At 35.6% G+C, this 19,786-nt stretch carries 17 protein-coding genes; 10 read left to right on the top strand and 7 right to left on the bottom strand.

Going from position 1 to position 19,786, the window contains the following annotated elements; genetic code table 11:
• Positions 1 to 76: 76 nt before the first annotated feature.
• Positions 77 to 493, bottom strand: a complete 417-nt coding sequence (locus FNN09_RS19470) for a DsrE family protein (protein WP_255434197.1) — start codon at positions 491 to 493, stop codon at positions 77 to 79.
• A gap of 48 nt (positions 494 to 541) precedes the next feature.
• Between FNN09_RS19470 and FNN09_RS19465 the strand changes: the two genes are divergently transcribed.
• The 3 genes from FNN09_RS19465 to FNN09_RS19455 all read left to right on the top strand — a co-directional run bounded on the left by FNN09_RS19465 (position 542) and on the right by FNN09_RS19455 (position 3,479).
• Complete coding sequence (locus FNN09_RS19465) at positions 542 to 1,060, top strand: hypothetical protein (RefSeq protein WP_143304161.1); 519 nt, start codon at positions 542 to 544, stop codon at positions 1,058 to 1,060.
• The gene (locus FNN09_RS19460) at positions 1,042 to 1,446 is read left to right on the top strand and encodes a hypothetical protein (RefSeq protein ID WP_143304160.1); all 405 of its coding nucleotides are present in this window, start codon (positions 1,042 to 1,044) and stop codon (positions 1,444 to 1,446) included. The genes FNN09_RS19465 and FNN09_RS19460 overlap by 19 nt, the downstream gene beginning before the upstream one ends.
• 89 nt (positions 1,447 to 1,535) lie before the next feature.
• Entirely contained in the window at positions 1,536 to 3,479 is a 1,944-nt protein-coding gene (locus FNN09_RS19455; protein ID WP_143304159.1) for an LTA synthase family protein, read from the top strand.
• Positions 3,480 to 3,555: 76 nt separating this feature from the next.
• Here the strand turns inward: FNN09_RS19455 and FNN09_RS19450 are convergent, their stop codons facing one another.
• Both FNN09_RS19450 and argS read right to left on the bottom strand, forming a co-directional pair.
• On the bottom strand, positions 3,556 to 4,152 hold the full coding sequence (locus FNN09_RS19450) for a tRNA (guanine-N1)-methyltransferase (protein ID WP_143304158.1): 597 nt from the start codon (positions 4,150 to 4,152) through the stop codon (positions 3,556 to 3,558).
• A 192-nt stretch (positions 4,153 to 4,344) separates the two neighbouring features.
• The gene (argS, locus tag FNN09_RS19445) at positions 4,345 to 6,138 is read right to left on the bottom strand and encodes an arginine--tRNA ligase (protein ID WP_143304157.1); all 1,794 of its coding nucleotides are present in this window, start codon (positions 6,136 to 6,138) and stop codon (positions 4,345 to 4,347) included.
• Positions 6,139 to 6,313: 175 nt separating this feature from the next.
• Between argS and FNN09_RS19440 the strand changes: the two genes are divergently transcribed.
• Complete coding sequence (locus FNN09_RS19440; RefSeq protein WP_185969075.1) at positions 6,314 to 8,335, top strand: PAS domain-containing hybrid sensor histidine kinase/response regulator; 2,022 nt, start codon at positions 6,314 to 6,316, stop codon at positions 8,333 to 8,335.
• 2 nt (positions 8,336 to 8,337) lie between these two features.
• Here FNN09_RS19440 and FNN09_RS19435 read toward each other — a convergent pair whose 3' ends face one another.
• Positions 8,338 to 8,988 carry a TonB family protein gene (locus FNN09_RS19435; protein WP_143304155.1) on the bottom strand — a complete coding sequence of 217 codons (651 nt, stop codon included), beginning with the start codon at positions 8,986 to 8,988 and terminating at the stop codon, positions 8,338 to 8,340.
• A 476-nt stretch (positions 8,989 to 9,464) separates the two neighbouring features.
• Between FNN09_RS19435 and FNN09_RS19430 the strand changes: the two genes are divergently transcribed.
• From FNN09_RS19430 to FNN09_RS19415, 4 genes are all read left to right on the top strand, one after another.
• Positions 9,465 to 10,022: a DUF1599 domain-containing protein gene (locus FNN09_RS19430; RefSeq protein ID WP_255434196.1), complete on the top strand. Its 558-nt coding sequence runs from the start codon at positions 9,465 to 9,467 to the stop codon at positions 10,020 to 10,022.
• Between the two features lie 11 nt (positions 10,023 to 10,033).
• Positions 10,034 to 11,242, top strand: coding sequence for a BT_3928 family protein (locus FNN09_RS19425; RefSeq protein ID WP_143304154.1), 1,209 nt, complete (start codon positions 10,034 to 10,036; stop codon positions 11,240 to 11,242).
• A 16-nt stretch (positions 11,243 to 11,258) separates the two neighbouring features.
• Positions 11,259 to 12,014 carry a triose-phosphate isomerase gene (gene tpiA / locus FNN09_RS19420; protein WP_143304153.1) on the top strand — a complete coding sequence of 252 codons (756 nt, stop codon included), beginning with the start codon at positions 11,259 to 11,261 and terminating at the stop codon, positions 12,012 to 12,014.
• A 222-nt stretch (positions 12,015 to 12,236) separates the two neighbouring features.
• Positions 12,237 to 13,403 (top strand): DUF418 domain-containing protein, encoded by a 1,167-nt coding sequence (locus FNN09_RS19415; RefSeq protein WP_143304152.1) that lies wholly within the window; start codon positions 12,237 to 12,239, stop codon positions 13,401 to 13,403.
• A gap of 232 nt (positions 13,404 to 13,635) precedes the next feature.
• On the opposite strand, the gene FNN09_RS19410 is transcribed toward FNN09_RS19415, so the two are convergent.
• The 3 genes from FNN09_RS19410 to FNN09_RS19400 form a co-directional block, all read right to left on the bottom strand.
• Positions 13,636 to 15,531: a monovalent cation:proton antiporter-2 (CPA2) family protein gene (locus FNN09_RS19410; RefSeq protein ID WP_143304151.1), complete on the bottom strand. Its 1,896-nt coding sequence runs from the start codon at positions 15,529 to 15,531 to the stop codon at positions 13,636 to 13,638.
• A 61-nt stretch (positions 15,532 to 15,592) separates the two neighbouring features.
• The gene (locus FNN09_RS19405; protein WP_143304150.1) at positions 15,593 to 16,162 is read right to left on the bottom strand and encodes an NAD(P)H-dependent oxidoreductase; all 570 of its coding nucleotides are present in this window, start codon (positions 16,160 to 16,162) and stop codon (positions 15,593 to 15,595) included.
• 77 nt (positions 16,163 to 16,239) lie between these two features.
• Complete coding sequence (locus tag FNN09_RS19400; protein WP_143304149.1) at positions 16,240 to 16,983, bottom strand: superoxide dismutase; 744 nt, start codon at positions 16,981 to 16,983, stop codon at positions 16,240 to 16,242.
• Positions 16,984 to 17,153: 170 nt separating this feature from the next.
• Here FNN09_RS19400 and FNN09_RS19395 point away from each other — a divergent pair, with 170 nt between their 5' ends.
• Positions 17,154 to 18,707: a PD40 domain-containing protein gene (locus tag FNN09_RS19395; protein WP_185969074.1), complete on the top strand. Its 1,554-nt coding sequence runs from the start codon at positions 17,154 to 17,156 to the stop codon at positions 18,705 to 18,707.
• 72 nt (positions 18,708 to 18,779) lie between these two features.
• On the top strand, positions 18,780 to 19,547 hold the full coding sequence (locus FNN09_RS19390; RefSeq protein ID WP_143304147.1) for a 3'-5' exonuclease: 768 nt from the start codon (positions 18,780 to 18,782) through the stop codon (positions 19,545 to 19,547).
• Positions 19,548 to 19,786 lie beyond the last annotated feature (239 nt).

Below are 19,786 nucleotides of genomic sequence, written 5' to 3'. Positions count from 1 at the left end.
CAACAAGAGGAAATAGTCTAACTACTTCCTCTTGTTGTTTCAATACCTTAAAGTACGCTAACTTATAAAAGTCATTTTAAAAATTTAATTGCTTCCAATCAGCTTTAAGTCGTTCGGTTAAAGGTGTTCCCATGCCTTTAACATCAATATCCAGTTTTTTCAATTTATCAGCCACACCGTACATATTTGCACAACTAATACAGGCTTCAACTACAACGCCATTATCTTGCATCATCTTCAATTTCTCCTGCAGTTCCTTATCTTCAGTTAATAATTTGGCTGATGGCCCCCATACAATCAGGTGAACTACGTCAAACCAATCATTTCGTTTCGCAGCATTGGTGTACATAAAACAGACTTTCAAAGCAACATCTCTATCACCACTACTCCATACAACCATTAGCTTGTCATTTTCTCTCGTCTCTGTTTTTTGGGCCGTCACCCCCAATAATGGTACTGTCATCAAAAACAAGGCAACTATTAAATACTTCATAAGTTTAATTTTTAAATTAGAGACTCAATATCAAACCTTTATTTGACAATGACAACAAACGATGCACCTTACTTAAAACTACTACAGAATCAACTAGCACTTGTTGATGAACGAGATTTTAATCTAGCATCGTGGAAAAAATCAACCATATTACTTGTTAGCACTTGTTTTGGTGCTAATTCAGAACAAGTTTCTGCCATTGAAAAAATTGATTACAACTACAGTAGTTGGACATTAAGAGATGAATCAGGTGCAAGCAACCCCATATTAAATGAGTGCAAGGCTACACTATCCACCATTATCAGTCAATATCAAATTACAATAGAAACACTTGATAAGAATGATAGCAGCAACCAAATCAACAACTTAGACTTTTTGTGGACCCCATTTAAAGATGAATTAACTGGTGCTTCAGTTAAACGACTAAAGTCCATTTTAAACCAAGCAAGTGTATCTTCTGAAGAGGTGGAAATATTTCTTAAAGATTTACCCAACCAAACATTGGTTAACATTATTCAAAGCGCACTGACCTCTAAAGAATTTAAGCAATGGATAAGTCAACAATAAGCAATACAAAAAAGCAACACATGACTTCGTATGCCTTTATCAATAATATACTGCACGTTTCGATTGAAGGGGCAGCAACCATCTACGACTTATATGATTTTTTAGATGAAATAGGAAGTCTCGACACATTACCTGAAGAGCTAAAGGTATTTTATGATTTAAGGAATGCGCAACTTGACTTACGCTTGGATGAAATTAATGTTCTTTCAAAAAAGGCAGAAGAAAAAACTTTGCAGTGCAAATCTGTTAAAACAGCATTTTGTGTAGTAGACCCAAAAATTACCGCCTATACTATGTTATTCTCTTGGTTACCCGAAAATTCAAAGATAAAACGCGAACAATTCTCAACTAAAGAAGCTGCTATTAAATGGCTCAATGCTGATTAACAAAAGCTATTAACGATTCTTAATAACAAAAACCATTTAAAACTTAAACTCATTGTTAACTTTGTGCCAAATTTGCACAACTATAAATTATGAGTTTTTTTAATAAATCTGCTTCTGAGCAAAATGAATATATAGTCTTACTTTACAGACTACTATTAATAATGCTATTCTATAGTGCCTTTCGCATATTGTTCTACGCTTTTAATGCATCGTTTTTTCCAAACATTACTCCGATTTCCTTTCTAACCATTCTAAAAGGTGGTTTAAAATTTGATCTTAGCGCCTTGTTGTACCTCAATGGCTTGTATGCCATCTTATATCTGCTACCCTTACCATTTAAGTTTAATAAAACTTATCAAAAAATACTGAAGGTAACCTTTTTAACTTTTAATGGCATAGGCCTTGCATTAAACAGCATCGACCTCATCTATTACCGTTTCATACTAAAACGTACAACTTATAATGTATTAAACATACTTGAGAATGAAACCAACATGGCCAAATTATGGGGGCAGTTCTTAATTGACTATTGGTATGTTGCCATCATTTTTATTGCATCTATTTATTTGCTCAGTAAGCTATACTCTTTGTTCGAACCCAAAAAGTTTAAATTTTCGAACAGGTGGTACTACCCTGCCATTTCAGTGTTGGCATTAGTTTTATTTTCAGGCTTTTCAATAATTGGCATGCGAGGCGGATACCGCCATTCAACGCGACCTATCAACATGGCTAATGCCGGAAAGTATGTTAATACACCTGATGAAATGGCACTCGTACTCAATACTCCTTTTTGTGTTATCAGAACCTGGAATAAGAAGAATTTTACTGCTTATAACTATTTTAAGAGTGAAGAGGAATTAAAAAAAATATATGATCCGGTAGTTGTCGTTAAAGAATCTCAGAATAAGAATAAAAAGAACATTGTGGTTTTTATTCTAGAGAGTTTTAATCGAGAATTCCTGGGCTCATTCAATACACACCTTGAGAATGGAAATTACAAAGGCTATACACCTTTCCTCGATTCTCTTGCCCAACACTCACGCATATTCACAAATACTTTTGCTAATGGGCAAAAGTCAATTGATGCGATGCCCTCAGTTTTAGCAAGCATACCAGCCTTGGTACTACCCTATATAGTTTCTGAATATTCATCCAATCAAATAGATGCTATGCCGGCTCTTTTAAAAAAAGATGGGTATTATTCTGCATTTTTTCATGGTGCACCCAATGGGTCAATGGGGTTTGATGCCTTTGCCAATGTTGCCAAATTTGACAAGTATGTTGGTATGAAAGAGTTCAATAACAAAAAGGAGTTTGATGGCATGTGGGGTATTTGGGACGAGCCATTCTTCCAGTTTTTTGCCGATGAAATGAACAAAATGAAAGAACCATTTATGACATCTTTGTTTTCACTGTCATCGCACCACCCTTTTAAGGTACCAGAAAAATACAAGGATCAGTTTCCCAAAGGAACATTACCCATTCATCAATGCACAGGATATACCGATAATGCATTGCGTCAATTCTTTAATAAAGCTAAATCAATGCCTTGGTATGAAAACACACTTTTCATTATCACAGCTGATCATAGCACCAGACCACATTATGAGTTCTCCAGCACAAGTGTAAATAAATTTCAAATACCATTAATCATGTTCAGCCCTGGAGACAGCAGCTTGGTTGGCATTGACACTAATTATGCGCAGCAAGTAGATATTATGCCAACTGCACTTAGCTATATTGGTTACGATAAAAGTGACTACGTAAGTTTTGGTAACAACTTATTGGACGAGGAATCGAATCGATTTGTTATGAACTACACGAATAGCAGTTATCAATTCATTAACAATAAACAGGTAATTCATTACGATGGAGAGGCAATAATTAGTGCCTATGATATTGAGAATGATCCTTGGCTAAAAAACAATATTAAAGATAGCCTGCAGCTACTTAATGATAACTTAAACCTTGCTAAAGGCATTATTCAACAATATAACAACAGGATGATTGAGGATCAATTGACCGCCGAGTAAAACAACTTGAAGATATAATCAAAAAAAGAGGCTTGGGTTTAACACTCAAGCCTCTTTTTTTGATTATATCGTTGGATTAAAACTTATGCTTTAGTTTCTCATCCATTAACTCTCTTGCTAGTTTCTGCTCTCTTTTAAGTGCCGATTTTCTATGGTTCTCGTATTCTTCCTCCACTTCATTCAAGCGTTTTTTAGTTTCACTAGTAATTGAATGGCTACGCTTAAACATCAAAAACAGAACGAGTACTAAAATCAACAAAACAAATATGATTCCCCAAACAATAGAATTATAAGCTCCTTTCGAAATTTCGGCGCCTAAAAAGGTCATACTATCTTTAGTATTGGTCACTGCCGTTAATTTTGCAGATAACTCACTAATTTTTTGATCTTTTTCAAGCACAGTTTTATTAAGGCCAGTAATTTCATTATTACGTACCTTAAGTTCATCTTTATATATTGCAATACTATCTAATGAACTCTTCTTTAATAAATTAACCGTAGATATCTTTATAACTTTATAACGTTCAAAGGTTTCAGATTTATTAATTACATAATCGTATTGAGCATTTAAGCTTAAAGAATCAAATCTCGCAGTTAAATCCCCCTGAGCGAACATATTTACAGATACTAACGAGAGTAAAACTGCAGTAAATAGTACAATTGATTTCATCATTCTTTTTTTGTTTGAGTGTTATAACCGTCTGAGACCCCAACGCAATTTTAACATATTTATTGCAATTCATGGGAACTTGCAGTATCAAATATATCGAATATTCCTTAAACGATTAGTCTTAACACTAATCTAAGGCTGTTTATATATAAAAAGCCTGCAATAATGCAGGCCTTAAATCACACTTATAATTTTTTACATTCTTTCTGGAACATCAACACCCATCATCCACATGCCATTTTTAATTACTTGCCCTACTGCTTTACAAATCAACAATCGCATAGCTCTCTTATCTTCATCTTCTTCCACAGCAATTGGAGACTCGTGATAAAACTGATTAAATTCTTTGGCTAAATCATATACATAATTTGCAATAATAGCAGGACTATACACCTTTCCAGCTTCTTCAACAACAGCTGTAAAGTTAGAAATCATACTCATTAGTTGCACCTCTTTGTCGCTCATTTCGACATTTAAATTAGCTGCTTTTGGAATCGCAATCCCCTTAGCCTCAGCCTTACGATATATCGATTGAATACGCGCATATGTATATTGAATAAATGGACCCGTATTGCCATTAAAATCAATTGATTCTTTCGGATCAAAAGTCATGTTTTTACGCGGATCAACCTTAAGAATAAAGTACTTTAAAGCACCCAAAGCAATGGTTTCATAAACTTTTTCAGCCTCCTCTTCAGAGTATCCGTCAAGCTTACCCAAGCCTTTTGACATTTCTCGTGCAGTGTCAATCATATCCACCATTAAGTCATCAGCATCAACAACAGTACCCTCACGCGACTTCATTTTTCCCTCTGGTAATTCAACCATACCGTAACTAAAATGAACCAAATCTTTACCCCACTCTAAACCAAGTTTATCGAGTAGAATAGCCAATACTTTAAAGTGATAATTTTGCTCATTACCAACAACATAAACCATTTTATCAATGGCATAATCATCGTAACGCAACTTGGCCGTTCCAACATCCTGTGTCATATAAACACTGGTTCCATCAGTCCTCAATAATAGCTTCTCGTCCAATCCGTCATTTTGCAAATCAGCCCATACACTATTATCCTCACGACGATAAAAAACTTTTTTATCTAATCCTTCCAACACCATATCACGACCAACCTTATAGGTGTCAGACTCGTAATATATCTTGTCAAAATCAACTCCCATTTTTTTGTAGGTCACATCAAATCCACTATAAACCCACTTATTCATTTGCTCCCACAATGCATAAACCTCAGGATCATGTGCCTCCCAACTCAGCAACATCTCACGAGCCTCTTTCATCAAAGGTGATTTTGCCTCAGCTTCATCCTTAGAAAGACCTGACTCAATTAATGCTGCCTGCTCCTTTTTAAACTCCTGATCAAAACGTACGTAATAATTACCTACAAGGTGATCGCCTTTCAATCCTGTCGACTCAGGAGTTTGTCCCTCTCCCCACTTCTTCCAGGCGAGCATAGACTTGCAGATATGAATTCCGCGGTCATTTACGATATTGGTTTTTACAACCCTATTTCCGTTGGCTGAAACAATTCTGGATAATGAGTAGCCCAATAAATTATTACGGATATGACCTAAATGCAAGGGTTTATTAGTGTTAGGCGATGAGTACTCAATCATAACCAAAGGCGAATTTTCATCAGACTCTTTAATACCAATAGCCTCGTTATGAGCATTCGCATTTAAAACACCTAGCCAAAACGAAGTTGAAAGTTGTAAATTCAAAAAGCCTTTGATTACTTCAAAGCCTGCCACATCAGAACAATCATTTTGAATAAATGACCCTAAATCGCCACCCGTTTCCACAGGATTTTTTTTAGATGCCTTTAATAAAGGAAACACAACCACGGTGTAATCTCCACGCATGTCTTTGCGTGTTAATTGTAGTTGAACTGATTCAGGAGTTATTTCTGCTCCGTATAATTCTTTTACAGCTTTGGCAACCGAAGTTTTTATCTGACTTTCAATTATCATTTTCGTAACTTTAAGATCCTTGTATTTTTATCAAAACACAAAGTTAATAAAGTTCGCGTTTATCAGCTGTAACATTATTCTAATAAATGCATAATTATAAGTTTTTAAGATTTAGAAAATAAATTAATGTTTTTTTAATCATATAATTAATGAGTAAAGCAGAAAAAAAATAATTTTGTCCAGGTTTTTAAGGTCAGATGAAGGAGATGTATTAATGCAAGCAACAAAAATCACACGTGGTTTTATCATGGTTTTTTTCCTGATAATATCAACCAATATATTTGCAAACACATGGAGTGAAAACTCTTTCAGTACAGAGTGGTGGTTAGTTGTATTAACAACAATACTTGCACTTACATGGATAATAACGATTTACTATCACTTTAGTAAAAGAAAAAAAAACACAAAGCAAACTGATTCTAACAACAACCTTAACACAACACTTAGCTCCTTAATTGAATCTGTCCCACTTGCAACTTGCATAATTAACAATAAGCAACAAGTACTTCATCAAAATAAAGCCTATAAAACGCTAATAGGTGAGAATAATAAGCTAAGCACCTGGGATCAACAATTAAAAATTGACTACAAAAAAATTAACCTCACTAACACAGATGATATCCAGGTTACTAATGCCGATAACAGCTTATTAAAAATTCACATTAAACCATTGTTAATTGACAAAGGCCTACACACACTGACTGTCGAATCCAATTCCGATCAACTTTCACAATCAAATGCGTTTGAACAATGGAAAAATAGTTACAATAGTATTTTACACAATACCAGTTTTTCAGTTATTGTTGTAGACAGTCAATTCAACATTATTGACTTTAATAAGCACGTTGTTAATTTATTAAAAGCTTCATCGCACGAAATATCCAATTGTAAAATAACCAAGCTATTCACAGTAGATGAACAAGCTCAACTCATTAACTTAATAGGCTTTACAGAGAACCAAGAAAACACCCCCTCTCTATTTAATATTAAAACCTTTAAGAACACTATTATACCTGTTGAAATTAAATGCATCCCCTTTGATTACTTTAGCAAAACAGCGACACTATGTTTATTATCTGATGTTTCTGAGCGTTTATACATTGAGCAGGAAATGCTAAAGGCAAAGCGACGAGCTGAGGAATCGGATCGCTTAAAATCATCCTTTTTAGCCAACATGTCTCATGAAGTTAGAACCCCACTCAATAGTATTATGGGTTTTACTGAGTTAATGAGTGATGAGCAAGTTAACCATAAAGAAAGAAAGGAATTTCATAACATAGTTAAAGCAAGTTCGAATGAGTTACTTGACTTACTAAATGATATAATGGAGTTTTCTAAAATTGAATCTGGGCTCATAAAGATAGAACTGGGTACGATTGATCCTCATGAACTCATTAACGACTTAAGCACTTACGCATCGGAGCAGTTAAAGAACAACCCGAATGTTCGATTTAACATTAGCGAACCGCTTGGACTTACGCACCTTCCAACTCTAATCTCGGACAAAAGAAGAGTTAAACAGGTGCTCAAACAATTGATTGAGAATGCAGTAAAATTCACGTATGAAGGTCATATCACGCTTGCATATCAATATCGGTCAGATAGTTCTATTGAGTTTATAATATCAGATACCGGCATAGGTATTCCTCAAGAGAAAATTCCTAATATATTTCATAAGTTTAGACAGGCCAATGACGACAACTCGAGGGATTTTGGTGGTGCAGGACTAGGTTTAAGCATCTGCAAGCATTTGGCAAACGTATTAGGTGGATTCCTATGGGTTTCGTCTATCGAACAAAAAGGTTCTGATTTTCACTTCATCATTCCGTCTATTAGCAAGCAATCAAATCATCAACGCTATTCTAACACTGTCATTTTTTACTCGTCACAATACAAAAAAATCCCTCAAATAAATTCCAATACAAGAGTTCTACCCTTATTTGCTTTCGAGGCTTTAGTAAATGTACCACTTGCAATTAACACTTCAGTAATTCTATTGGATGATTACCTTAATAAAAAAGAGCTTAGTCGCTTATTATCTATTAGTCAAATTCGCTCAACAACTATCATTCAATATAGCGAACAATCCGAAATTATACACAGTCCTATTGCCAAGGAAATCGGCTTCCGGTTAAACAATGCTTTTGAATTAAACAAATACATAGACAAGTGTATTTCTAGAAAAATCAATGATTAGAACTACTCCAAGGTAAATTCTATCGCTATTTGATATTCACTATTTACCGGAACACCCTGAATGGTTGACGCAATAAACTCCCAGGTAATAGGAATCTCTTTAGCGGCATTAAACACAGCATGGTCAATTACTGGATGTAGTTTTTTAGCAATATAAAACCCATAAACTTCACCTTTTGAGTTAACCTTAAGCGCCAGAACAACTCTCCCCTCAATATCTTTATTGATGGCTTGTTGAGGATAACCAAGTCTATTTACTAAGAATAAATAGGGAATTATAGGACTACCCTTAAATAAACAAGGTGACTGAATCTCTAGTTCTTGATCCGACTTTCCACTTAAGCGAATAAGTGATGAAGTATCAAAATCGTATTCATACTCTAAAATGCTATTTAAATTATAAAACCGCCATCGACCAACACGCTCATTATTCCTATAAAACCCTTTAGCTAAAGCTTTACTTTTATAATAGGTGGTACTTTCTCCATCTCGAATAGAAGTATCAGCTTTAGATACCCAACATATCTCTTCAAATATTCCATCAGACTTAGTTACACACACATTACTCTGACCCAATACCACAATTAATTGGGCATTAACAGCAAAAGCAATAAACAGAAATAATAGTATATAACGAATACTAGCTGTGGACATAAAAATTAACTTGATGAGATAAATGAAGATACAATATTTTCATTCAGATATACCAAAGTAACATATTAAAGCCCTACTAAGTTTCAATCATTACTTCTAACGCTATCTATTTTAACAGGCTTTTTGTAACTACTTAACCCATCTTCTGAAACAAACCTTCTATTAAAAATAACAAAACACCTTACTTTAAAAAAAGTATTAGACCAACCAGCAAAATGTATAAATATACAAAAATAATACTCTATATTCGTTTTGGCTTTTGACTGGAATATCCTTCTGGCAAGGACTATTCCATCACAGCAGCTCGTAGGTCTATTTCGGCCAAAAGCCTTTTTTCTTCTTTCCTCGTGATAATTGACTGCTTCACGAACAAATAAAGAGCAAAGAGACTTCTTTATTGACAGATTCCAAATAATTATACCGTAATATTTATCATTTTTTGATAATTTTACGCGTCCATTTAAAAAAGATATCAAGTGACCAAAACAGATAGTCAATTCGACCACGTTATAAATATTTGCAAAGACATCTTTGAAAAGAAAATGAAAGATTATGGTACTGCTTGGCGCATTTTGCGTCCATCAAGCATGACTGATCAAATCTTTATCAAAGCCCAACGCATTAGAAGCATCGAAACCAAGGGTACATCAAAAGTAGATGAAGGTGTAAGAGACGAATTTATTGGTATTGTAAACTACTGTGCTATGGCGCTTGTTCAACTGGAGTTGCAGCCTGCTGAAAAACCAGAAATGGATCATGGAGAAGCTTTAAAAATGTACCTCAATAACATTCATGCATCCAAAGCACTAATGGAAAATAAAAATCATGATTATGATGAGGCATGGCGCAAAATGAGAGTTAGTTCGTTTACTGACCTTATTTTAATGAAGCTTCATCGAACAAAACAAATTGAGGATAACCAAGGACAGACAATCATTTCAGAGGGAATTGATGCGAATTATATGGACATGATTAATTATGCCATCTTTGCCCTTATTAAATTAGAATTTCCAGAAGAAGAACACAACGCGTAAATTACTATACGATGCTTAAATTTATTAGTCGCCTATTGCCTGGTGCCGTATTTTTGTTCTCAGGATTTGTCAAAGCAGTTGATCCGCAAGGAAGTGCGATTAAAATAAAAGAATACCTAGAAGTTGTTGGACTTCATGAGATGGATGGTTTATCAATTATATTAGCCATTGCTTTGTCAAGTGTCGAATTCATCCTTGGATTCCACCTATTATTGGGCGTTAAAATAAAACGAGTGGCTTTGCCTACTTTATTATTTATGCTTGGCTTTACTGCTATCACATTTTTCATAGCCATTTTTGAACCTGTTTCTGACTGTGGCTGTTTTGGCGATGCGATTAAGCTTAGTAATTGGGAAACCTTTTTTAAGAATATTATCATTCTTCCATTTACATTTTATGTGTATAAAAAGAAGGAAAACTACCAGAGTTCACTATTACCAATTAAGCAGCACCTCATCACTACAATTGGATTTTCGTATATTATTATTCTTTCGGTTTATAGCATTTACTATTTGCCAGTTCTTGATTTTCGTCCATACAAAATTGGTAATAACATACTTACTCAAATGAGCATTCCCGAGGGAGCTGATGAGGGTGAGTATGAAACAACCTTTATTATGAAAAAGGATGGTGAGCAAAAAGAGTTTGGAGTAAACGATTATCCGTATAATGATAGCACCTGGGTGTTTGTCGATAGCAAAACAAAAGTTATTAGAGAAGGATACCAACCTCCAATTACAGCACTGAACTTTGAATCAACCGATGGAGATGATATTACTTCGAATATAATTAATAACGAAAGGCCCGTATTTTTAATGATTGCCCCTAAGTTAGAAAGCGCATCAACACAACAGATTAAAGAACTTATAGCCATTAAGGACATGGCATATAAAAACAATCATGCGTTCTACGTGGCAACATCCTCGTTGTCCGATGCATGTTTTAAATTTGATCTAGAACATCAGGCTGCTTTTGAATATGCCTTATGCGATGACACAACATTAAAAACCATTATAAGAGCGAATCCGGGCCTTGTTGTTATATTTCAAGGTACCATCATAGCAAAATATAACACAACCCAATTACCAAGTGCTCAAGAACTCGCTGACCCACTTTCACATTCAGTTAGAGAGGCTCAAAAAGCACAGGATCAAACATGGCTTATACTGTGTGCGGTGGCCCTTTGTGGCGTAATTGGCTTACTATACAAATTCAAATAAACTAAAATTATTATCAATGAGACAGAACATTGTTGCAGGGAACTGGAAAATGAACAACACTTTGGAAGAAGGTGTAACATTAGCAAAAGAAGTAAACGAAATTTTAAAAGCAAATAAGCCAAACTGCAAAGTAGTGCTTGGCGCTCCTTTTATTCACCTTACAGAAGTTGTAAAAACGGTAGATGCTGAATTAGTTGGTGTAGCAGCTCAGAATTGTGCTGATAAAGTAAGTGGTGCTTATACAGGTGAAATTTCTGCCTCTATGGTAAACTCAACTGGTGCTCAATACATCATTTTGGGTCACTCAGAAAGACGTGCTTATTATGGCGAAACCAACGCTAGTCTTAAAGAGAAAACTGATTTAACTCTTGCCAATGGCTTAACTCCAATCTTTTGTATTGGCGAAGTTTTAGAAGAACGTGAGTCAGGTAAGTACTTTGATGTTGTAAAAGAGCAAATTGAAGAAGCTCTATTCCATTTATCAGCTGAAGATTTCGGTAAAATAGTATTGGCATATGAGCCTGTATGGGCTATTGGTACTGGTAAAACTGCATCACCAGAGCAAGCTCAGGAAATTCATGCTTTTATACGTCAAACATTAGCAGACAAGTATGGTGCTGATGTGGCTGATAACACAAGTATTTTATATGGAGGTAGCTGTAAAGCATCTAATGCAAAAGAATTATTCGCCAACCCAGATGTTGATGGTGGTTTAATTGGTGGCGCTTCTCTTAAAGCAGAAGATTTTCATGGCATTATTGCCGCATTTTAAATAGAGTAGAATTATACTCAAAGTAGTTTTTCAGATGAAAAGATCGCCCCTGGGCGATCTTTTTTTTTTGTGCTAATACAAAAACGATTAAAGTCGTACAAGCAGTGGATTAAACCACTATTTTTTTTTGAATCAACAATAGGAAAAACAAGCTTTTATGCTGATGATGTAGTTTCGTTTTATTACGTTTATGGTCTAAATCATTACACAAACTAAACAACTATGAACTCAAACACACAACGCTTGTATGTTATTGACGCTTTGCGTGGATTTGCAATTGTAGCCATCATGCTTTTGCATAACCTTGAACATTTCGATTTTTATTTTTTACCACCGCACCTACCCGAATGGATGGTTAAACTCGACAAAGGCGTATGGGATACATTGTTTTTCTTATTTGCCAGTAAGTCTTACTCAATATTTGCCATGCTATTTGGCCTTACATTTTTCATACAAACCAATAATCAAGCATTAAAAGGAAAAGATTTTAGAGGAAGATTCGCCTGGCGCTTATTGCTACTTTTTGGCTTTGGCATGTTGAACTCACTGTTTTTCCAAGGCGACATTCTCACCATATATGCTGCAATCGGATTTCTATTGATCCCTATCGCTAAATTAAGCAACAAAGCCCTACTGGCAATTGCTATTTTCATGCTTCTCCAACCTTTAGAATGGTATGGTCTTTTCAAAGCAATTCAATCACCCAACATGGAAATAGCCAATCCTGTTTCCTGGACCTACTTTGGTATTATGCAAGAGTATATACCAAATGGATCGATGATAGATACAATGATTGGTAATATTACCAATGGTAAAAAAGCAGTTTTATTATGGAACTGGGAAAATGGACGCTTCTTTATCATATTCGCCATGTTCATTTTCGGTTTAATGGCAGGTAGAAAACAATTATTCCTTGCATCTGAAACTACCAATAAGTTTTGGAAAAAAGTTTTAATCCTATCCGCACTAGCTTTTGCCATATGCTACCCCATCAGATTAGCCTTACCCATTTGGATTGAAAGTGCTGCCATTGAACGATCTGCTACCACCTTATTCAATCCATGGTCAGACATTGCATTGATGCTGGTTTGGGTTTCAGGTATTACCCTATTATTCCAAAAGGCAAGTTTTAATAAAGTTCTTCAGTTCTTTGTTCCTTTAGGTAAGATGAGTCTTAGCAACTACGTTATGCAATCAATTATCGGATCTAGTCTTTATTATGGCTATGGCTTAGCACTATATCAGTATACAGGAGCCACATATAGCTTTATCATTGCTATTGTGATGACAATTGCCACGGCAGCCTTTTGTCATTGGTGGGCTAAAAAATATAAACACGGCCCTTTAGAGAGCATTTGGCATAAACTAACTTGGATTCATAACAAATAAACAAAAAGGGACTCGCATGAGTCCCTTTTTGTTTATTTGTTATGTAGTTATAGTTAACTATTGATTAAAGTAATATATAATAGCAAAGCTCCTAAAAAGGAAATAGCAAACATCAATAAAAGATCTATAACTACACTTTTCCAAACCTTAATTTCATCCCTTCGCTCCATACGCTTCTTTTTTCTCGGTCAGAAATTAGCAAGAAGCATACCAAAATAGTTAATAGCTCTTTTTAATTCACTTCATTGTCATTTTCATTAGACTTAGCTTCTTCAATGAGAGCTTCCGTATCCCATGCACAATCCATTTCACGATAAGGCTGTTTTTGTTGAAGCAACAGAATATTTTCTAAATGCTCAGAGAACTTTCTTGTCTCTAACATAAAATGCGGATCTTCTTTATTATAACGCTGTTGCAAATTCTTCATAAATCGTTTATCCAGGTGCTTAAAAGTCAAAGCCGAACGATAACTCTGATGACGACTCACTCCAATAGCTTGCAAAGCATCAGCACCAAGATGTATGGCAGAATCAAATATAGCTTGCCGATGGCCTGTTACCCCTTTATTTTGAAGAATTAGGTCGTGCGCCACATCCTCAGCCCTAACTATTAACTTTAAATGAGGATAATGTTTTTGCGCTAAATCAACTAATTTATCAATCTGATGGCGTTCACTCATAGCAATAACCATGGCTTTAGCCGTATTGGCACCAGCCGCTTCTAACATATCCTTACGCGTCATATCACCATAATACACTTTATAGCCAAACTTTTTGAGATACTGTATATTATGCGGGTTATTATCAATGATATTTAATTTAACACCATTGGCATTTAAAAATCGCCCCAGAACCTGACCCAAACGACCATAACCAGCTATTATAACAGGATGTCCATTTTCCTCAACAGCATCTGCTTGTTCTTGTTGTCCTTTACTAAAACGAGGTTGTATTAATTGCTCATTAACAATAAATAAAACAGGTGTAATCAACATGGATAAGGCAACAACTATAAGTAAAACACCTGATGTAAACTCATCATATATGGCACTTTGAGATGCAAAAGAAATTAAAACGAATCCAAACTCCCCTGCTTGCGCTAAACTAAACGCAAACAACATGTTATGCGACTTTTCGAGCTTAAACAAACGACCAAGCACATAAAGCACTAGCAACTTAACCCCCACCACAATACTAAGTATGACCATGATTAATTGCCAGTTATTAAAAAGCAGATTGAAATTGATACTAGCCCCTACCGAAATAAAAAACACGCCGAGAAGCAATCCTTTAAAAGGCTCCAAATTATCCTCAAGTTCATACCTGTATTCGCTATTTGCTAACACCACACCGGCTAAAAAGGTTCCTAAAGCTGGTGATAATCCAACAGCATCCATAAAAACAGCAATGCCTATTACTAATAAAAGAGCGGTGGCGGTAAACAACTCACGCAATCCTGTTTCTGCTATTAATTTAAAAACATAATGAGCTAAATAACGCCCCCCAACAATGATAATTGAAACAGCACCTATAATTAATAACAATTGTATCCAACCACTTTGGGCTACCTCATCAACCACTCCTGCTTCAACAGGATTAACAATTACTTGATTAGCCAACAAAGCGACTATAGCAAAAATGGGTACAACAGAGATATCCTGCATTAAAAGCACAGCAAAACTATGTCGCCCTCCTCTCGTTTGAAGCATCCCCTTTTCTGAGAGCGTTTGCAAAACAATGGCGGTAGAGGATAATGCCAAAATCAATCCCGTTGTGATAGATTGAGCAGTATTCAGCCAGAAGAAAGCAGTAATTAATGAAAAGATTAACGCCGTGATTCCAATTTGCAGTCCACCCAAACCAAAAATCAAACGTTTCATACGCCACAGCATACTTGGATGCAACTCTAATCCAACTATAAAAAGCATGATCACAACACCAAATTCAGCAATGTGCATGACGCCCTCTCCGTCGTCGCCAACCAATTCTAGAACAAAAGGGCCAATAACAATGCCCGCAATTAAGTATCCTAAAACTGAGCCTAAACCTAGTTTCTTAGCAATTGGAACAGATATTACAGCGGCCAATAAGTATATTACTATTTTGAAAAAAACTTCATCTAAATGCATCGCTTATCTATTGATATATTGTTCTATTCATTTATAATTACCAGCCTATTTTTAAAACTGCCTAATAATTACCTTTATTAATCATCTGAAAATCATTCGACTCATCACACAACAGCCTAATAAACTGTCGGTAACGTGCTTGCTGTTCATTTACATCGAGCTTCCCCAACAAGTGAACACCGTGAATTACAAATGGCGGCAGGTAGTGCATTTTACACAAATGCGCCGATTGGTTATATGGTAGTAAAAACTGCTCTATTGAAAACCGATTGATCCCGCTTGTTTGATAACTCGATTCGCCACCTCCTGTGGTTACACAATTTAAAGCCCATTTGCCAGCTAATGAATCTCCTTGCTGACCATAGGCAAAACCATGTTCCAACACCAAATCAAACCACTCTTTCAACAAGGCAGGTGCACTATACCAGTATAAAGGATGATGCCAAATAATAACATCATGAGCAAGCAATAACTCTTGTTCATGCTTTACATCGATAAAAAAATCGGGGTAATTCTCGTATAAATTATTGACCGTGACACCATCCATCTCACGAACCCCTTCAATAAGCGAACGATTAACCTTAGATTTTTCTTCTAAAGGGTGTGCATAAACGATTAAAACCTTTCTCATATGCTAATATTAAATCATAAAAATACAAAAGCCCTTTTTATCAAAAAAGAGCTTTTAATATAAGGATGTCGTTTATACTATCCTACCCATTCACCTTTTAATGCTTTTTCTAATCGCTTACTAACAACATTCCAATTAACAACATTCCAAAAAGCATTGATATAATCACCTCTTAGGTTCTGATAATTTAGATAATAAGCATGCTCCCAAACATCTATTGTTAATAGTGGAATACCCCTTACAGCAACTATATCCATCAGTGGGTTATCCTGATTGGGCGTTGATACTATTTTCAATTTCTTTTGTTCATCTAAAATAAGCCAAGCCCATCCACTTCCAAATTGAGTTTTTGCGGCTTTAAAAAACTGCTCTTTAAAGCCATCTAAGGACTTAAAATTTTTAATAATATGGCTTAATAATTTTGCCGATGGCTCGCCTCCATTAGCGCTCAAACTTTCCCAAAAAAGCATATGGTTGTAATACCCACCTCCGTTATTTCGTACACCAATGCCATGCTTAGATACCTCAGCAAAAATGGCAGGCATCGATGTTGTTTCCAGAGAACTCCCCTCTATGGCAGCGGTAAATTTCTTAAAATATCCACGGTGGTGCTTATCGTAATGTATCTCCATGGTTTCAGCGTCGATATGAGGCTCAAGTGCATTATACTCATATGGCAATGCTGGAAAAAAATGACCAGAAATAGGTGTGGTTTTTAAGGTGCTTTTATTGGACTCACTCTTGTTGCCACCTTTAGTACCTGGAGCACAAGCAGCAGCGGCTCCCATGCCTACTAAACTTAAAAAATGTCGTCTTTTCATAGTGTTAAGTATACTTCTATTAATGCTTAACAAGTTGCTATTATGTTTGTTCAGCCTTTATAACAATTATAATATTAATACAACTTATCCCCATTAGCCTGAGATTCATCAAAATAAACATGGGCAACTCCATAAAATTTGCTTTATTTAAAGTGTTAACAAATCTCACTATGAAAAAATATTACACCCTGTTTCTGTTAGTGCTCTGCATTCAGGTATCTTTCGGACAGAAATACGAGCAAAGGGCAGACAAGTATTACAAATATTACAACTACGAAAAAGCTCGTAAAGATTACATACGTGTTTGGCGAAAAGACAAAGACAATGTAGACCTCTTAAAAAAAATAATAGACTGCTATATAAGCGACAATACGCTACGGGAAGAGGCCTTACCATACATTGACCAACTAATAATATTACGACCCAACGATTACGAAGCACAAATTAATAAGGCCAAAGCTCTTTTTCACGCACATCAAATGGAACAAGCCAATGATGTACTTTTAAAAGTAGAAACTAAAGTTGGGAATAATATTGAATTGCAAAAAACAGTATCCACGCTTAAAAGCAACATACGTAATGCACAACGGTTAATCGCTCAACCCTTGGATGTGTCATTTATCAATTTAGGCTCTACCATTAATACCACACGTAACGAGGTAAGCCCCTACGTATCAAATCAAGAGCGAGAATTATTTTATTCATCTGACAAGCGCTACAACAGCTACGCTGGCATTTATTATTACAATATTTGCGTTAGTGAAAAGGACAAACTTGATTTTGAAAAGGGAAAAACAATTGGCTCGCAATTAAACTCAATTTTTGATGAAATGGTGGCCGGTATTGCTTCCGATGGCAGTGAACTATTTGCCTTTCATAACAGAGATGGAGATGAAGCAATGGGTTTTGCTCCATACAATGGAAATTACCGTTTTGACCCCATGGATAATTTTGGCGCACCACTTGATGCCAAAGGAGCGGAATATGGTGTTTGGATGACTGAAAGCAAAGACACCATTTTTTTTGCATCAGAAACAGCAAACGGAACTACCGATCTATACTATTCAATAAAACTACCGACGGGCAATTGGGGCGATGCAAGGCCACTTCCAGGAAAAGTTAATTCAGAGCAATCCAATGAGAACTTCCCTGTTTTATCAAGTGATGGCAAGCGTCTCTACTTCTCTTCAGATAATGAGCAATCGATGGGAGGCTACGACCTGTTTTATGCCGAGTGGGATGCTGTTCATCAAGAGTGGACACAACCAATAAATATGGGTTATCCCATAAACGACACCTACAATAATTATAATATCTCATGGGTTCAAGACAATCGTTTTGCCTACGTATCGGCAATTCGTCCTGAAGGCTTGGGTAAGTATGACATCTATAAAGTGGTTTTCAACGAAACGAAACCTTATCACGCATTACTCAGGTGCGACATTCGCATTAAAAATAACAGAAAAATAGAAATACCAGCATTTAGTCCCACAGTGAGCATTACCGATACCTTGGATAATCTCATAGGTAGCTACAAAGCTAATGTTGATTCTGCTGATTTTATTATGGCACTAACGGCAGGCACCTACCAAATTCACATTGAACATCCTAGCATTGAAACAAAAATGCATCAATTGGTTGTACCTGATAATAAGTTTGAATCGATAGCCGACCGTATTCGCTTAATAGTACTTCCTAAAATCGAAGAAATTGCCACAAAATAAATGTTAAGAAGTAAGGATACAAGGCTGTTTTAGCTATTTTTGTTGACTTATCCATTTAAACAAACAAATTATATGAAGCTTCATCTTAAAAACCCTATTATATTTTTTGATTTAGAAACAACCGGTATCAACATTGCAAAAGACCGAATAGTTGAAATAGCACTATTAAAAGTTCAGCCTGATGGTTCTGAAGAGTCATATTGCTACAAAGTAAATCCTGAAATGCCAATCCCAAAAGTAACTTCTGAAATACATGGCATTTACGACGAAGACGTTAAAGACTCCCCCACTTTTAAGGAGTTGGGTAAAAAGATTGCTAAAATAATAGAGGGTTGCGATATAGCAGGGTTTAACTCTAACAAATTTGATGTACCCCTATTAGCGGAAGAATTTATTCGTGCTGATGTGGATTTTGATATGAAAAAACGCAAGTTTGTAGATGTTCAAACCATTTTTCACAAGATGGAAAAGCGCACATTGGGAGCAGCCTACAAATTCTATTGCGATAAAGATTTAGAAAATGCTCACTCAGCATTAGCTGATACAACTGCCACTTATGAGGTGTTAAAATCACAACTTGATCGTTACACCGAACTTGAAAATGATGTTGACTTTCTGAACGATTTTTCGTCGTTTAATAAAAATGCTGATTTTATTGGCCGCATCATCTTTAATGATAAGGGGCAGGAAGTGTTCAACTTTGGTAAATACAAAGGCAAAAGTGTAGAAGACGTATTAAGCAAAGATCCATCTTACTATGGTTGGATGATGAACGGCGATTTCCCATTATTTACGAAAAAAGTATTGACTAATATTAAACTTCGTAATTTCAATAAATAGTAGTTAAAACGAACCAAGAGAATTGCTTCACATAAAGGAGTATGATTGATTTTGGCGAGTTCCATCTACCTGCAGCAGGTAGGTATAGTAAATGAAAATAAATATAAACACATCGTTAGTTTGTGGAATACCTAAATATGAGAAAACCAATTAGGAGTCAAACGTGATTTTTAACTTAGGCAAAAAGCTCCATCTGCTGCATTAACTTTAATAAACAGATAGATAAAATCTAAGTTTCA

Source organism: Carboxylicivirga sp. M1479 (genome assembly GCF_007097485.1).
Classification (GTDB): Bacteria; Bacteroidota; Bacteroidia; order Bacteroidales; family Marinilabiliaceae; genus Carboxylicivirga.
The sequence above is the reverse complement of the archived record's forward strand: the minus strand, read 5'-3'. Positions and strand labels throughout refer to the sequence as shown.

Excerpts from the sequence above, each read along its gene's own strand:
- FNN09_RS19395 (WP_185969074.1), top strand. The coding sequence starts at position 17,154 with ATGAAAAAATATTACACCCTGTTTCTGTTAGTGCTCTGCATTCAGGTA.
- FNN09_RS19455 (WP_143304159.1), top strand. The coding sequence starts at position 1,536 with ATGAGTTTTTTTAATAAATCTGCTTCTGAGCAAAATGAATATATAGTC.
- FNN09_RS19410 (WP_143304151.1), bottom strand. The coding sequence starts at position 15,531 with ATGCATTTAGATGAAGTTTTTTTCAAAATAGTAATATACTTATTGGCC.
- tpiA (WP_143304153.1), top strand. The coding sequence starts at position 11,259 with ATGAGACAGAACATTGTTGCAGGGAACTGGAAAATGAACAACACTTTG.
- FNN09_RS19425 (WP_143304154.1), top strand. The coding sequence starts at position 10,034 with ATGCTTAAATTTATTAGTCGCCTATTGCCTGGTGCCGTATTTTTGTTC.
- argS (WP_143304157.1), bottom strand. The coding sequence starts at position 6,138 with ATGATAATTGAAAGTCAGATAAAAACTTCGGTTGCCAAAGCTGTAAAA.
- FNN09_RS19450 (WP_143304158.1), bottom strand. The coding sequence starts at position 4,152 with ATGATGAAATCAATTGTACTATTTACTGCAGTTTTACTCTCGTTAGTA.
- FNN09_RS19435 (WP_143304155.1), bottom strand. The coding sequence starts at position 8,988 with ATGTCCACAGCTAGTATTCGTTATATACTATTATTTCTGTTTATTGCT.
- FNN09_RS19400 (WP_143304149.1), bottom strand. The coding sequence starts at position 16,983 with ATGAAAAGACGACATTTTTTAAGTTTAGTAGGCATGGGAGCCGCTGCT.
- FNN09_RS19405 (WP_143304150.1), bottom strand. The coding sequence starts at position 16,162 with ATGAGAAAGGTTTTAATCGTTTATGCACACCCTTTAGAAGAAAAATCT.
- FNN09_RS19465 (WP_143304161.1), top strand. The coding sequence starts at position 542 with ATGACAACAAACGATGCACCTTACTTAAAACTACTACAGAATCAACTA.
- FNN09_RS19460 (WP_143304160.1), top strand. The coding sequence starts at position 1,042 with ATGGATAAGTCAACAATAAGCAATACAAAAAAGCAACACATGACTTCG.
- FNN09_RS19470 (WP_255434197.1), bottom strand. The coding sequence starts at position 493 with ATGAAGTATTTAATAGTTGCCTTGTTTTTGATGACAGTACCATTATTG.
- FNN09_RS19415 (WP_143304152.1), top strand. The coding sequence starts at position 12,237 with ATGAACTCAAACACACAACGCTTGTATGTTATTGACGCTTTGCGTGGA.
- FNN09_RS19390 (WP_143304147.1), top strand. The coding sequence starts at position 18,780 with ATGAAGCTTCATCTTAAAAACCCTATTATATTTTTTGATTTAGAAACA.